At 59.5% G+C, this 13,942-nt stretch carries 11 protein-coding genes and 6 pseudogenes; 10 read left to right on the top strand and 7 right to left on the bottom strand.

Annotated elements, in window-relative coordinates; translation table 11 throughout:
- Positions 1 to 133: 133 nt before the first annotated feature.
- The 7 genes and pseudogenes from ACZYHG_RS33635 (at position 134) to ACZYHG_RS33605 (ending at position 5,826) form a co-directional block, all read left to right on the top strand.
- Positions 134 to 322 carry a hypothetical protein gene (locus ACZYHG_RS33635; RefSeq protein ID WP_464614991.1) on the top strand — a complete coding sequence of 63 codons (189 nt, stop codon included), beginning with the start codon at positions 134 to 136 and terminating at the stop codon, positions 320 to 322.
- Positions 309 to 680 (top strand): annotated as a pseudogene (locus ACZYHG_RS33630) (recombinase family protein); the annotation flags it as partial. The gene ACZYHG_RS33635 and the pseudogene ACZYHG_RS33630, both read left to right, overlap by 14 nt.
- A gap of 381 nt (positions 681 to 1,061) precedes the next feature.
- Positions 1,062 to 3,125: a recombinase family protein gene (locus ACZYHG_RS33625; RefSeq protein WP_464614992.1), complete on the top strand. Its 2,064-nt coding sequence runs from the start codon at positions 1,062 to 1,064 to the stop codon at positions 3,123 to 3,125.
- Between the two features lie 60 nt (positions 3,126 to 3,185).
- Complete coding sequence (locus ACZYHG_RS33620; protein WP_464615294.1) at positions 3,186 to 4,847, top strand: recombinase family protein; 1,662 nt, start codon at positions 3,186 to 3,188, stop codon at positions 4,845 to 4,847.
- A 25-nt stretch (positions 4,848 to 4,872) separates the two neighbouring features.
- Positions 4,873 to 5,097: pseudogene (locus ACZYHG_RS33615) on the top strand (transposase domain-containing protein); the annotation flags it as partial.
- A complete protein-coding gene (locus ACZYHG_RS33610) occupies positions 5,097 to 5,402 on the top strand; it encodes a hypothetical protein (RefSeq protein WP_464615293.1) in 306 nt (101 codons plus the stop codon). The pseudogene ACZYHG_RS33615 and the gene ACZYHG_RS33610, both read left to right, overlap by 1 nt.
- A complete protein-coding gene (locus ACZYHG_RS33605) occupies positions 5,380 to 5,826 on the top strand; it encodes a UPF0149 family protein (protein WP_464615292.1) in 447 nt (148 codons plus the stop codon). The genes ACZYHG_RS33610 and ACZYHG_RS33605 overlap by 23 nt, the downstream gene beginning before the upstream one ends.
- 72 nt (positions 5,827 to 5,898) lie before the next feature.
- On the opposite strand, the pseudogene ACZYHG_RS33600 reads toward ACZYHG_RS33605, so the two are convergent.
- Positions 5,899 to 6,573: pseudogene (locus ACZYHG_RS33600) on the bottom strand (IS5 family transposase); the annotation flags it as partial.
- Positions 6,574 to 6,877: 304 nt separating this feature from the next.
- On the opposite strand from ACZYHG_RS33600, the gene ACZYHG_RS33595 reads away from it, so the two are divergent.
- Positions 6,878 to 7,363 (top strand): hypothetical protein, encoded by a 486-nt coding sequence (locus ACZYHG_RS33595; protein WP_318036884.1) that lies wholly within the window; start codon positions 6,878 to 6,880, stop codon positions 7,361 to 7,363.
- Here the strand turns inward: ACZYHG_RS33595 and ACZYHG_RS33590 are convergent.
- Both ACZYHG_RS33590 and ACZYHG_RS33585 read right to left on the bottom strand, forming a co-directional pair.
- Positions 7,360 to 7,662, bottom strand: a complete 303-nt coding sequence (locus tag ACZYHG_RS33590) for a hypothetical protein (RefSeq protein WP_464615291.1) — start codon at positions 7,660 to 7,662, stop codon at positions 7,360 to 7,362. The genes ACZYHG_RS33595 and ACZYHG_RS33590 overlap by 4 nt on opposite strands.
- A 249-nt stretch (positions 7,663 to 7,911) precedes the next feature.
- Positions 7,912 to 8,214, bottom strand: coding sequence for a hypothetical protein (locus ACZYHG_RS33585; protein WP_318036882.1), 303 nt, complete (start codon positions 8,212 to 8,214; stop codon positions 7,912 to 7,914).
- 98 nt (positions 8,215 to 8,312) lie between these two features.
- Between ACZYHG_RS33585 and ACZYHG_RS33580 the strand changes: the two are divergent.
- Positions 8,313 to 9,298, top strand: a pseudogene (locus ACZYHG_RS33580) (IS5 family transposase).
- Between the two features lie 55 nt (positions 9,299 to 9,353).
- On the opposite strand, the pseudogene ACZYHG_RS33575 reads toward ACZYHG_RS33580, so the two are convergent.
- The 4 genes and pseudogenes from ACZYHG_RS33575 to ACZYHG_RS33560 form a co-directional block, all read right to left on the bottom strand.
- Positions 9,354 to 9,578 (bottom strand): annotated as a pseudogene (locus tag ACZYHG_RS33575) (transposase); the annotation flags it as partial.
- A gap of 47 nt (positions 9,579 to 9,625) precedes the next feature.
- Positions 9,626 to 10,672 (bottom strand): annotated as a pseudogene (locus ACZYHG_RS33570) (ISL3 family transposase); the annotation flags it as partial.
- Positions 10,673 to 10,765: 93 nt separating this feature from the next.
- A complete protein-coding gene (locus ACZYHG_RS33565) occupies positions 10,766 to 12,394 on the bottom strand; it encodes an IS1634 family transposase (protein WP_464614942.1) in 1,629 nt (542 codons plus the stop codon).
- Between the two features lie 66 nt (positions 12,395 to 12,460).
- Positions 12,461 to 13,072 carry a transposase family protein gene (locus tag ACZYHG_RS33560; RefSeq protein WP_464615290.1) on the bottom strand — a complete coding sequence of 204 codons (612 nt, stop codon included), beginning with the start codon at positions 13,070 to 13,072 and terminating at the stop codon, positions 12,461 to 12,463.
- A gap of 421 nt (positions 13,073 to 13,493) precedes the next feature.
- Here ACZYHG_RS33560 and ACZYHG_RS33555 point away from each other — a divergent pair, with 421 nt between their 5' ends.
- Positions 13,494 to 13,940, top strand: a complete 447-nt coding sequence (locus ACZYHG_RS33555) for a Ros/MucR family transcriptional regulator (protein ID WP_464615289.1) — start codon at positions 13,494 to 13,496, stop codon at positions 13,938 to 13,940.
- Positions 13,941 to 13,942 lie beyond the last annotated feature (2 nt).

Here is a 13,942-nt window from a genome sequence, read left to right as displayed (position 1 = left end):
TTTTGCGCCAACATGGAGATGGGCGAACCGCGCGTTGCGGTGATTGGACTTGTAGAGCTTCATAGACTGCTTACCGAGCGCGGTTTCAGGCAGACTTCGACGGATGGACTCACGGCCATCCAGGAGGCGCGCCATGAAGGCTTTACCACCACCACCCTCGACATTACCGGTGCTGACCCAGCAGCTGAGCATGCCGCTCGATACGCCGCAGATGCGAGGCCTGAGCGACCCGGAACGAAGCGTTGTTGTCGCCAGGCTGGCGACCCTCCTGATGGCCGCGGCCGGCGTCGCGACGAAGGAGACGAGCGATGACGGGCAATGATCTCCTTCCAGCGACGGTGCTGAAGCGCAAAGCTGTGGTCTACGTTCGACAGTCGACCCCCGGTCAGGTCCAGAACAACCTGGAAAGCCAGCGGCGACAATATGAACTTGTGGATGTTGCGCGCCGCTGGGGATTCCATGATGTCGAGGTGATCGACGATGACCTTGGTCGGACCGCCAGCGGCGCTGTCGACCGCCCTGGTTTCGAGCGACTGGTGAGCGGCCTGTGCACAGGCAAAGTTGGCGCAGTGCTCTGCCTCGACGCATCGCGCCTTTCCCGTAACGGCCGGGATTGGCACCACCTCCTGGAACTGTGCGGCCTGGTTGAAGCGCGCGTCATAGATCTCGACGGGGTGTACGAGCACACATCTTAATGCCCCAATTAGATTTGGAGATGATCAGCGCATAACAGTTACTGATCCGGCGCACCCTCTTTATGGGCGCGATTTCATTTTAGCGGCAGGACCGAGCGGCGCCGGCGCCTATCGTCAGCTTCTTGTCGTTTACCGCGATGATGTTCTCCTGAAGATTCCGATCTCGGCCACCAATCTGTATCCATCGGCACCAGATTCGCCGTCAGCCAAGCTTTCGACTGCGAGCGTTCGCGATTTTATTCGCCTTGTTAGCTGTGCAAAGGCGCAGGCGCCGCGAAGTTCCGGCGATATGGCTGACCATGGTAGCGTAACGTTAGAAACCGAATCACCCCTATCGGAATCGCATGGTTCTCTGGAGGGCGAGCCATGATGTCGGATCTGATAACAACCCAGCATTTGTGCCGAAAAGCCGTGATTTACATCCGGCAATCGACACCACATCAGATGGTCAACAACCAGGAAAGCCTGCGGCTGCAATATGCATTGCATCAGCGTGCGGGAGATCTCGGCTGGGACGACACCAATATCGAAGTGATCGACGCGGACCTTGGCCAGAGTGGAGCTGCGGCGGCTCACCGTGCCGGCTTCAAAGATCTCCTTGGACGCGTCACATTGGGTGAAGTTGGCATCGTTCTCTCGTATGAAGTGACACGGCTTGCCCGCAATTGTTCCGATTGGTACCCACTCCTCGATTTATGCGGCTATCGGCAATGCCTCATCGGCGACCGCGACGGAATTTACGACCCGGGCTCGGCCAACGGGCGCCTGTTGCTTGGCCTGAAGGGTACGATCTCGGAAGTGGAATTGCACACGCTTCGTGGCCGCCTGACGGCTGGTCTGCTCAGCAAGGCTGAACGGGGTGAGTTGGCTTTGCTGTTACCAGCCGGGTTGGAGCGGGATACCAATGGTGTCGTGATGAAGGATTCAAACCAGGAAGTGCAGGACCGGATTGCCCTGATATTCTCTGCATTTTGGGAGTTGGGCACCGTCGGAAAAGTGATCCGTTCCTTGCGGGATCGTGCGCTCACCATACCGCGGCGAAATCGATTTGGCGACGTTGTCTGGCGCGTCCCAACTGCCAACATGCTTGCCGGGATGTTGAAGAACCCGGCCTATGCCGGCGCCTTCGTCTATGGCCGCACCCAGTCCTGTCACGCCAGGTATGCGAGTGGTAAAATCATCTCGCGACGCCGGCCAATGGCAGAGTGGAAAATCGTAGTTAAAGACCGTTATCCTGCTTATTGCGATTGGGAGCGTTACGAGCGGATCCAGACCATGCTGAGCGACAATCACGCTGAATACCGACGAAACCAGACACGCGGTGCGCCGCGTGATGGCGCGGCGGTGTTGCAAGGCATTGTCTGGTGCGGGCGATGCGGCCATAAAATGGGCGTCGAATACAAGAACGGCAATCGTTACGTCTGCAACTTCCTGGCACGCAGCCAGGGCGGAGCCTTATGCCAGCATTTGCCAGCCGATCCCATCGACGCCCGCGTCGTTGAGGCCCTCTTCGCGGCGGCCAGTCCGGCCGAGTTGGCCGAGTTGATGCACGCCAAAGATGCTCGTCAGCAGGCAGACGAGGCTTTTAAGCGCGCTGAAGAGCAGCAGATCAAGCGGCTGCGTTATCAAGCGCTGCTCGCAGAACGGCAATACAATCGGGTTGACCCTGACAATCGCCTGATTGCGGCCGAGTTGGAGCGCCGTTGGGAGGGGGCTCTGCGTGAGCTTCGTCAAGCGGAGGATGCACTTGAGCGCCGTCGCGCAATGCAAAGTCAATCTGATGATCTGACGCCGACAGAACAGAATGATTTTATCGCTGCCGGTTCGCAACTTCCCGAATTTTGGCAGAGACCTGACATAGAGTGGGGACGCAAGAAAGCCTTGCTACGCAGCCTGATCGACAAAGTGATCCTGCAACGGGTGGTCCGAGATCGGATTACGATCCGCATCGTTTGGCGAGGCGGTGAAGTTACCGAACGCGAGGTCGAGCCGAGAGTTCATGCCTTGAGCGCCCTGTCTCGCGGCGCCGAGATGGAGGTCCGGCTGCTCGAACTGGCTCATCAAGGGCTCAACGACGCGGCGATAGCGGCCAAACTGACTAAGGAAGGCTTCCGCTCACCGCGCCGCAGCTACGTTCCTGTGCGCACAGTCCAGATCGTCCGACAACGCCATCGCGTATTGAGGCAGTCTACACCAGCCCGCTCTCACCACATTCCCGGGTGGCTAACGGTGTCTGAACTAGCGATGGCAGCGGACGTTTCTCGCTCCTGGATCCGGCATCGAATCCGCAATGGCGTGATCAGTATCCACCAAAACGCCCATCACAAACGCGTTCTGTTCCCAGATGCCGCTGCAACAATCGCCGCAATACAAGCGCTCAAATCCGGCGTGCGGCAACACCTCGACTTTAACCCACCTGCTACCGAATAAGGGTATCAACATGATAGATCGTACGATCCTTGTCGGCCTAACGATCGATTGTTGTTGGGTATGAAGGGCAGCATCAGCGAGTTTGAGCTCGGCATATTGCGAACGCGCATGCTTGACGCGGCTCGCGCCAAAGCGCGGCGGGGGGAACTGCGCCTCAGTGTTCCGATCGGCTATATCTGGCATCGTGAATACGGTCTGGGGCTTGATCCTGATCTTCGGGTACAGCAGGCGATCCGCCTCATCTTTTCGCGCTTCCGCGAGCTTGGCAGCGCCCGTCAGGTGCTGATTTCGCTGACGGCTGATAATTTCCATTTTCCCCGCCCTTCTGACGGGCGCAAAACGGTGTCCTTCGACTGGGTGCCGGTTCGCTATCGAAGTGTTATTTCGATCCTGAAGAACCCATTCTACGCCGGGGTCTATGTCTATGGTAAAAGCGAGAAGCGAACGGAGATTGTCGATGGCAGGGCTCGCAAAAGCTACGGCCACAACAAGCCCTTTGGAACGTGGGAAGTGCTGCTCCAGGATCATCATGAAGGTTATATCGATTGGAGTGAGTTTGAGCGGAACCAGAGCCATATCGCCGTCAATGCCTTTGGACAGAAAGGCGGCATCAAGTCGGGTCGTGGCGGCCGTGCGCTGCTTGCGGGCCTGCTCACCTGCGGCCGATGTGGAAGGCGGTTGGGCGTTGTCTATTCGGGCCGGCCTCCGGGTCATCCCTATTACCGCTGCGAACGTATCAACCAGATGCTGGCCAAGCCGCGATGCATGACTTTTGGCGCATCTCGCATCGACCCTGCCATCGGCAAAGAGATATTGAGAGCCGTGACGCCAATGGCGATCGAGGCCGCAATGGAAGCTGATCGTGCGCATCGGGATAATCTGGAAGAACGACACCGTATGGTGGAGCTGGACTTGCAGCAAGCTCGATACGAGGCATCTCTCGCTGAGCGTCGCTATGCCGCTTGCGACCCCGACAACCGGCTGATCGCTGCCCAACTTGAGAAGAGCTGGGAGGCAGCGCTCAGGCGCGTGGAAGCCTGTGAAGCGGGTTTGGCCCAAGCGCGACAAATCGATCTTGTCACCCCAGTTCCCGATTTTGCTGGCATTGCCACCGACCTGGAGGCTGCCTGGCGCGCGCCTGACGTCGATATGCGTTGCCGTCAGCAGCTCCTCCGCACCCTCGTGTCGGATATCATCGCTGACGTCGATGAAGAGCAACGTGAAGTTATTTTGACGATCCACTGGAGGGGTGGCCAGCACTCCCAGCTGCGTATTCGCAAACCCAAAGCTGGCGAACATGGCCAGAGTACTCCGGAGGCCGCCCTTGCCGTCATGCGGTCTATGGCTACCCGCTGGTCCGACGCAAACATTGCCGCCACTCTCAACCGGATGGGAATGCAGACCGGACAAGGCAAAACCTGGACGGCGCGCCGTGTCGGGGCACTGCGCACGGTCCATAAAATCCACGGCTACCGATCCGCCGAAAAGAATGGCGAATGGCTCACGCTGACCGAAGCTGCCAAAAAGCTTGGAGTTACAGCCCATCGTGTCCGTCGACTGATCAAGGAGGGCGTGCTCCCTACCGAGCAGGTTGTTCCGGATGCGCCGCACCAAATACGAGCCACGGACCTGGAAAAGGATCAAGTAACCCAGTTTCCGCGTCACAGGGGCCCGTGTCGCATCAAAATGGAAAACCAAAAGTCCCTGTTTCCGGACGTTTGAGGAGGAGGTGCAGTATGAATCGGTCGTTGGAATCGGAAGAAAAAATTGGCTCTTCGCGGGGTCGGACAAGGGCGGTGAGCGCATCGCAAACATCCTGACCATCATTGAGACTGCCAAACTCCATGGCCACAATCCGGAGGTCTATCTCACAGACGTCCTGACCCGGATCCAGAGCCATCCAAAGGATCGGCTTCAGGAATTGCTGCCGTGGCAGTGGGCGCCGGCGAAAGACCGATACGAGGCTGCGTGATGGCACGCTCGAGGTTCGTCTATACGCTTAAAGAAGTCGCCGGCATGATCAGCGAGAACCTCGAATTGGTCGAGGAGCTGACCGCCAACTCGGACAATATCGCCGAGGGCGAATTGGTTTATGTCCGCGATGGCAGTGAAGATGGCACAAAAGGCCTGACCGAAAATGGAATTGACGACCTCCAAAATCTCCTCGCCGACATACGGACGTGGGATGGTGGAATCCGCCAGTTCCTCGTCGATGAACAATGCGATCCCGAGATGATCGAGCGCGTCATGGCAGATGAGGTGGAGCGCGTCCTCTAGCTTCGGCCGCTCGACCAGCCAAAACGCTTTCGCCGGACGCTTACTGTTTGCCAGCGTTGCCAGGATCCACAACCGGATCAACGAGACGCTCTTCGACAGACCGCAGGATTATGCGCCCGGATTCGCCACCAAGCCCAGCGGCGGCATCGACCCCCGGCCGTGGTGCCAGGGGTTCTACGCGGCCATGAATCTCAACATCAAAAGCTGGAGACGGCTACTCGACCTCGATAACCCCAACCACGGCCTGCTGCTGCCGATCCTGATCTACTGCGTCGACAAAAAGGGGAGGCCCGTCCTCGGCAAGCCCAGACCGGGGCCCGAGACCGCGCATTTCATCGAACACGAGGCCTACAAAGACATCGCCCTCGTCATCCCCGCCCTACGCGAACTCCACTACGTCACCCGTTATGACGACCCGGAGTGATCGGCGCCGGCGCGCGCACCAACGACCGACCCGCCATAGACACATCACCAGCGGTTTCAGGAAAGGTGCCTTGGCGCACCGCTTACGCTGCAGGATAGACCGATAGGTTGGCTTGCCGTCATAGGCTCCGTCGGCTGTGAACTGGTCGATCTCGCCGTCGATCTGATCGAGCAGCGGTGCCACCTGGGAAGGATCATCCGTGTCCTGATCTGTCAGCCTTTGGGCAATGATCGCGCCCCTTTTGGCATCCACTGCCAGATGCAGCTTGCGCCAGTTGCGACGTGATCTGGCGCCATGTTTCTGCTCCAGCCATTGCCCGGCGCCGTAGACTTTCAATCCCGTGCTATCGACAAGCACATGCAGCGGGCCGTCCGGCTGCGGCGGGTTTCGTCAGGCTGATGGCTCCCACTTCTGTGCCCGACGGCTCAGCGTCGTATGATCTGGAACTGGGACTTTCAGCCCCATGAGATCCAGCAGCGAGTGGAGCAATCCCTCGGTCTGGCGCAGCCGCATTGCCAAGACGCAACCCAGCGTCAGCGCTGTCTCAATGGCGAGATCGGAATACCGGGCTTGGCCGCCGCGGGTCTTGCGTCGCGGAGCGCGCCATCCCGCCAGTGCCTCCGGCGTTACCCATAAGGTCAGGCTACCACGCCGGCGCAGACCTGCTTCGTAGTCACGCCAATTCGTCACCCTGAATTTCATCTTTCCGACGTGATGACGACGATCTGCGTTGTGTTTGTACGGCATGGCACTCAAATCAAGCTGATTTCGATCCTGCCTGCCTATCGCCAAACCGTTGACAAAGGATCCATGCACCAACGCTACGTTCTAACATACAGCAAGTCGCTGACCTTCGCGCAATGCTTTCAGGCTATTGTCAGTTCTGGCCGCTATACAAGTTCCGTTCGACTTGACGATCGCGAAACGGATGCGATGGCGGACAATTCACAAACGAGCACAAGGAAATCCTTACATGAGATCCTCACCGAAAGAGACCGCCACTGCGGCCATCCCGCTTCATCGAGTGCATCCCCCGTCTTTCTGGAAGGGGATGATCCTTGCTGCGACCGTGATCGTCCTCGTACCGAGTAGTCAGGTTTCGGCTGAGGACAAGGGGCAAACCGTTCACCACATACATCAGGCAGCCTCAGTTGATTGGGAGAGGAAGAAGATGGAAGAACTTCCGGCGGGAACAAAGTTCAACCACGCTAATAGGGATGGGGTGTGGGGCGGTTCGGGGCAAAGCGGGCACACGGGCAAAGCAATTTGGATGACCTCAGAAAACGATGTAAACGCGGCACGCGGCTATGCAGGTAGTTCTGGAAAGTACTTTGTTGTCAAGGCGCAAAAGCCCCTCAAATTAGCGGTCATGGACGAGCAGGGTGATCAAGTGCACCCTGATGAACTAGGCGCATGGGCCACCTTGGCGCAGAGATACGGCTTGGATGGAGTGAAGACGGAATATGGAAGCTCGTACGAGGTGGTTTTATTTAACAGAAGCAAGATTGCACCTGTGGAAGAACGTCATTTCGATTAGCACAGACGCCAGCGCACGACGCCATCGAGATAGGTGCCGTCCTCGTTGAGGCGGATGAAGTTTGCGAGTTCGGTCATGGTCTGTGTCCTGAAATGTGTGTTTCCCGAAGGGAAAGCCCTTTCGGGCGAAGCCTCCCCGGTCTTTCCGGGGGAATGGCGAAAGCCCGCCCCACGGCGGCGGGCGGGACTGTCAAGTGGCGTGGTGCGGAAGGTGGGGATCTTCTCGGGTCCGCTCGCGGACTGGCGCGGAAGATTTTCCACCTTCACGGGCCGCTTGACCGGCCTGGCCGGCGATGTCATGGGGCGGAAACAAGCAATGTGGCCCGGAGCGGGCCTCCGTGCCGGGTGCGCAAGCAGCCGCTGGACAAGCGATCGTTACCGGGATCGGCGGAGACGGGCGCCGGCCGGCTCCGTGCCCTCGGCATAGAGAGCGGCCATCGGAACGGGCGGTGGCCTTCTCCTGATTCAGTGCCCGTGATGAACAAGGGCTACGTAGGTCGGGATGTGCGCCACTTCGTAGGCCGTGACGTTGTCGAAGTCTGGTGATCCTTATCGATCGCGATTTGACGTGGAAGCCGGCCCTCTGGGCAATGCTTCCGTTTGTGCCGGAGGCGCGTCGACATGGCGGCCAATCGAGGTCAAGTACGCGGCGATCTCGTAACGCAGGTAATCGCGGCTACCGTAGCGCACCTCGATTTCGGCGAGCTTCTTGTACAGCCCCCTACGCTTGCCCCGCGGAACATCACTATCGCCCAAGGAGTAGTACCCCGGACCGACGGCACAGATATCGCAGCCGGTCGCGGCCACCTCACGCACGAACGCCGGAATGTCCTCTTCTCGCATCTGCTTCATTTCAAAGCCTCTTCGCATCCAATGGGCGTTGGTGCACGGATCGTTTATTGGTGTGGGTTTAGGCAAGCGGTAACCGCAATAGCCTTTGTAGCGTAGCCATGCCTTGCAAACACAATACCAGCCGCCATCATATTGAGAAGATGAAGTTCAGGGTGACGAACTGGCCAGAATATGAGGCAGGACTTCGTCATCGCGGCAGTTTGACCCTGTGGGTGACGCCGGAAGCCCTGTCCAGGTGGCAAGCGCCACGACGCAAGACACGTGGCGGCCAGCACCGCTATTCTGATCTGGCGATCGAGACCACCTTGACGCTGGGCCTTGTGTTTGGCCTGCGGCTGCGCCAGGCAGAAGGCTTGCTGGAATCGGTGCTGCAACTGATGGGGCTGGCGCTCGCTGTCCGCGATCATACCACCCTGAGCCGTCGGGCGCGGACATGGCAATCGCCCAACAAACGGCATGATCGCCAGGTTCCGCCGGAGGGACCAGTGCATGTTCTTGTCGACAGCACCGGCCTGCAGGTCTACGGCGCGGGTCAGTGGCTGGAGGAGAAGCACGGCGCCAGATCCCGTCGCAGTTGGCGCAAGCTGCATCTGGCACTGGATGCCGACAGCGGCGAGATCATTGCCCATACCCTGACTGATCAGGACACTGGCGATGTCTCTCAAGTTGAGCCACTACTCGACCAGATTGGCGGTCCGATCGGACAGTTTACTGCTGACGGCGCTATGACGGAAAACCGACTTACGACGCAGTCATCGATCATAGCGCTGCCACCGCAATCGTCATTCCGCCTCGCGTCAACGCGGTCGAACCATTCGACGATAGACCTGCCGGCCAAAGGGACCAGCATATCGCCGCAATCGGCAGAGACGGCCGGATGAAATGGCAGGTCTCCAACGGTTATGGCAAACGCTCGCTGGTCGAGACCGCCATAGGGCGATACAAGTCCACCATCGGGCGGCGTTTGCGGGCACGGTCGCTTCCCGTTCAGCAGACCGAAGTCGCCATCGGCTGCGCCGTCCTCAACCGCATGCTTGCCTGCGCACGCCCGAAATCCGCCCGCCGCAAGGCGGCCACGGCATAGTCTGCCGCTTCAAAGATCGACATCCGCTCAAGTCCGGACCCATGCACCAACGCCTGCGACGTGCTGTTCCGTTACCTGCTTTTGTAATTCCGCCCTGGCGGCGAGTTCCACCGCTCGAATGCTCCGATGGTACGAGCCCCAGATAGGCCATCAGTTGACGCGGATTTGTAAAGCGGCTGATATCGCCCAATTCGGCAATCATCGTTGCTGCTGTCACCAGAGCCATGCCGCGCAGCGATTGCAGCGCATGGACGACCGGAGCCAACGACCAGTCTGTGATTTTTCATGGAATGAGGGGCTCTGACGCACTTTTGGTGGTGATGGGGCCTACGCAGAACCGATGACGCGCGCCTGGAGTAGGTCGAGTTTTCCTCGGCCGTACATTTGGCGCTTAACGAGCTTGAGTTTGGTGATCTGCCCCTCGGTTTGGCCATTGGACCAGGGAGATGTGATCGCCGCGCTCACAGCCGCTCGGTCCTTGACGATGCCGTTGGCGAAGGGGGCAACAAGGCCCGATCGAGCTCGCTCCAGCCATGGCTCAAGATCGACGAGAGACTTCTTGCGGATCATGGCCTGGAAGGCGGCGATGATTCCTCGGGCGTCGACCAGCTGGGGCACACCGCCCTTAATCGCGGCGACAAGGATGGTTTCGGACTTGGAGAGGTTGTCGCGACCGACGGTCATCAGCCGCGCTATGGTCCGCGCCGAGGGCGCCCGGCTCAAGGCGCCGCCATCGACCTTTTCCGCCTTCCGACGGCGCGTGGCCCACTCAGTGACAACCCGAAGACTACCACGGAACCCTTGGCCTTTGAGCCGTCGCCATAGCTCGGCGCCGTTCCGCCGTCCGGCCGACCACTGGGCGTCGAGCCATGGCAGGTGCAGTTCGAGCGAGTTCTCGCGGACGCGGAAGATATCCGAGCGTTGACCGCGCATGACGCGACGGACCAGGCCGCGGCTGTACCCGGTCCGGCGAACGATCTCCTTGATCGTCACCCCGGTCTTGGCCAGGCCGAGAATGGCGGCGTTGGTGTCTTCCCGGCGAAGATATCCCTCATATTGGATCCGCTCGGCGGCGGTGAGCAGGTCGGGATTGATCGTGACTGCGCCGATCGCGGACCGAATCTGGCGTATGGATTTGCGCACGGCGTCGAGGAAGGCGCGGCTTGCGTTCTCCATCAAGTGCCAACGGTCGGCCACCTGGACCGCCTTCGGCAGAGCCTTGGCTACAGCCATTGCGTAGCCACCGCCACGGTCGCGGGCGACGATGCCGATCTGAGGCTGGTCTGAGAGCCAGGCCTGAGCCGTCGCTGGTTCCCGGTCAGGCAGCAATGCGATGGTCTTGCGCCGCTCCAGATCGCAGATGAGGGTTCCATAGCCCCACTTAAACACCGCCTGTAAGAATATGTTATTATATCAGCACGTTAGGCGCGCGCCGGCGCGTGTTACCACTACATTTTGGGGATGATCTCAGGCGAGTTGTTCGTCGAGGTTGTGTGGCAGAGCGATGCCAGCTGCCTTGAAGACGTTGCCTACTTGGCCCGTAACGTGGGTTCTGGTGGTGACGATGCGACCATCCTTTTCGATGGTGGCTTCCTGGAGGCGGTCGAGATCGCGTAGAAGCGGCTGCCATTCGGGCGTCAGGCCTTTGGCCCGGCAGAGGCGGTACAGTTCCTTGCTGAGTACGAGCCCCAGGAACGAGCAGAACACATGCCCGCGGATGGCGGCATCGGATTGGTGGAAGATCGGCCGGGTATTGAAGGTTGCCTTGGCGGCGCGGAACAGGCTCTCGACCTCGAGCAAATCGCGATACCGCAGCACGGCCTGGAGCGGGGTCACCTTCGCGTTGGTCCGCACCACGGTGATGCCGTCGTACCGGGCTTCCTCGGCAAGCTTGCCGACATCGATCTTGAAGTTCTTGCCGCTGGCCTTGAGGTAACGCCGGTAGGCCGAGTTGCCGACCAGTGCCTTGTCGCCCTTCTTGAGCTGTGCCTCGAGGCCGGCGATGATCGCCTGGCGGTCGGCCTTGTCCTTCTCGGCCTCGGCGTCATTGCGGCTGACAATGTAGCGGTCTTTACCGACCTTGACCTCTTTGACCCACAACTGAGTTTCACCGCGCTGGCGCTCGAGAACGAGCGGAACCATCGGTGCCGCGTCATTGAGCACGACGTTGTGGATCACGCTGCTCGAGCGTTCGCGGGCCCCCAGAATGTATTCCATGCCCAGCTTTTCGAGCGCGGCGATGGTATCGGCGCTGATCATGCCGCGATCGGCGACAACGCAGGCGCGTGTGACGCCGAAGCGCGTTCGCAGCCGATCGACCACCGGCAACAGGACGGTCACGTCAGCGGTGTTGCCGGGCACCATCTCGGTGCAGATCGGCCGGCCCTCGGCATCAACGACCAGCGCCAGGATCATTTGCGCCAGATCGGGGCGGAAGTCCTTGGAATGCCCGCGCTTGCCCAGCGTCTCGCCGCCCGCGCCGTAGAAGGACAACGAGGTGGTGTCCATGAACACAAGGCTGAGGTCGGTGAACAGGTCCTGCCGGCGCGCGAAGAGCTTTTCCTCGATCACGTCTTTCACGCAGCGCGCCACCAGCGCGCCTTGCGCCTTTTCGCCGAGTTCCTCGCCCAGCCACGCCATGGCCCGGTAAAAGTGATGGAGCGCCAGACCCTCGGCGCCCTCGATACCATAATCGGCCATCCAGTTCGCGCAGTCGCGGTCCGAGCCCGAGACGAACAGCCGATGCAACGTGCCAATGAACACCGCCCGTTCCACCGCAAAGCCGAACTGGCGCCCTTCCAGCACCTCTTCCAGCACATCGCCGATCCCGAGCCGCTCCCACAGCCGCCCGAACAACAGCGGACCGCCGATGCGGCGAGAGGCAATTCGCCCCGCGTCAATGTCGGACAGGATGAGGCTGCGCTCGCCATGGCGCGCAATCGAGGCCGCCAATCTGTCAAGTTCGCCGCTGGCAACCAGCGCATCCTTGCGGCCCAGCGCCTTTATCGTGCGCTGGCGAACGGTTTTGCCGTCGCGGACACTTTCCACGAGGTAAAGATAGCGGTGGCCGCGCGCGACTCTCTCAACGACAAACATGCCAGCGTTGTTAGCGAATAAATGCCATAAAATCCATACAACATGCAGCTAGCAGATCAAATGTTGTTACCACACATTTTCGCGCCGAAAACTCGAGGCGAGTGAATTCAATAGCTTAACGGACAGCGTTCGCCATCCGTTCACCTCCAACTGTTCAAGTCGGGCATAGCGCTGGTTGCGTCGCCACGCCCAGTCGTCGATCCCGATCACGGCTGGCGGAACGAAGCGCGGGCTGCCGCGCCGCCGCACGACGCGCAGCAGGGTGTCGTTGCTCACTGGCAGCATCAGCCTCCGGGCGAAGCCCGCTGCCGGGCGCCCGCCCAGAACAAGCCCAAGATGATGCACGATATCGTCGAGGCGAGCGGTTCGCCGCACCCATGGCGCCAGGACGCCCTCGTCAAAGCGCTCGGCGAAGATTCGCCGGCCGCACAGAACCGCGTCGCAGTGGAACCGGCGCACCAGGACGACCAGCCGAACAGGCTTTCCAGCCAACGGCAGATCCGCCAAGCGCCGCTGATACCGGCTGTGGATCCGCTCCGATCTCTTTCCGCAGCCCGGACAGGCACTCGCCATGCTCAAAGGTCGGATCGTGATGAGCGTCGCGTCGACCGCACTGGCGGCATCTTCAACAACAAAGCCGCGAGGGACGAGAGTCGATGGTCGGAGGGCCTGGCCCATGGCATTGATTCCTTTTGTGAAACCAGTGCCAGCCGACGTCACAATGTCATCAAAACTGAGTCAGAGCCCTTATTCCACGCCGAAACACAAGCGACAGGCGATGTACGCCTTTCAATCCGAATCCGTCCCTGGCCGAGCAGTTCGAAATCCTCGCCGCCTGATTGACCTCGCATCAGGGCCTCTCTGCGCCCCTATTCAGCCGTTGCAACAAAACCAGATGCTGTGGTAGAGCTTTGGACAGTTATGGGGGATGATTTTTTGCGATCCAACCTGATCTAATACCGGCTCTGTATCTACGGTAATTCTCAACACTCGCCCGCGATAGCCGGCAGAGTTTGAGCAGATCAACAGTATTTTGGCTGCGAAACGCGTAAAAAAGGCTTTTTAGCTGGGACGTGGCCATCTTTATTGTAGGTAAGATATGGATCGCAAGTCTCCAATTACTTCCGAGAACGTTACTGTCGCATCTCTAACGGCCATTATTGTGGCTTATCTCAATCGAAACGATATATCGCCGGCCGACCTTCCGCCGCTTGTGGCGCGTCTTCAGCACATTCTCAGCAAGGGTCATGACGATCCTTCCCTTGGTCTTGCGGAAAACGGCACCATGCAGCTGGGGTCGATTGTAAAAGAGGAAGGATCAATAAATGAGGAATATCTCATTTGCCTGGAGGATGGTAAACGTTTCAAGTCGTTGAAACGACATTTGCAGACGAAGTACCAGATGACACCTGATGAATACAGGCAGAAATGGCACCTCCCCCCGGACTATCCAATGGTCGCCCCTGCTTATGCACGAGCCCGATCTAAAATCGCCAGAGACGTCGGATTGGGAGTAACGATCTCGAAGCGCCGCTGCAGTACCTAGAC

The sequence above is a fragment of the Mesorhizobium subarcticum genome, assembly GCF_055456085.1.
This window is presented reverse-complemented; position numbering and strand designations above follow the sequence as displayed.

Excerpts from the sequence above, each read along its gene's own strand:
- ACZYHG_RS33585 (WP_318036882.1), bottom strand. The coding sequence starts at position 8,214 with ATGAAGCAGATGCGAGAAGAGGACATTCCGGCGTTCGTGCGTGAGGTG.
- ACZYHG_RS33610 (WP_464615293.1), top strand. The coding sequence starts at position 5,097 with ATGGCACGCTCGAGGTTCGTCTATACGCTTAAAGAAGTCGCCGGCATG.
- ACZYHG_RS33555 (WP_464615289.1), top strand. The coding sequence starts at position 13,494 with ATGGATCGCAAGTCTCCAATTACTTCCGAGAACGTTACTGTCGCATCT.
- ACZYHG_RS33590 (WP_464615291.1), bottom strand. The coding sequence starts at position 7,662 with ATGACATCGCCGGCCAGGCCGGTCAAGCGGCCCGTGAAGGTGGAAAAT.
- ACZYHG_RS33635 (WP_464614991.1), top strand. The coding sequence starts at position 134 with ATGAAGGCTTTACCACCACCACCCTCGACATTACCGGTGCTGACCCAG.
- ACZYHG_RS33595 (WP_318036884.1), top strand. The coding sequence starts at position 6,878 with ATGATCCTTGCTGCGACCGTGATCGTCCTCGTACCGAGTAGTCAGGTT.
- ACZYHG_RS33565 (WP_464614942.1), bottom strand. The coding sequence starts at position 12,394 with ATGTTTGTCGTTGAGAGAGTCGCGCGCGGCCACCGCTATCTTTACCTC.
- ACZYHG_RS33625 (WP_464614992.1), top strand. The coding sequence starts at position 1,062 with ATGATGTCGGATCTGATAACAACCCAGCATTTGTGCCGAAAAGCCGTG.
- ACZYHG_RS33620 (WP_464615294.1), top strand. The coding sequence starts at position 3,186 with ATGAAGGGCAGCATCAGCGAGTTTGAGCTCGGCATATTGCGAACGCGC.
- ACZYHG_RS33605 (WP_464615292.1), top strand. The coding sequence starts at position 5,380 with ATGAGGTGGAGCGCGTCCTCTAGCTTCGGCCGCTCGACCAGCCAAAAC.
- ACZYHG_RS33560 (WP_464615290.1), bottom strand. The coding sequence starts at position 13,072 with ATGGGCCAGGCCCTCCGACCATCGACTCTCGTCCCTCGCGGCTTTGTT.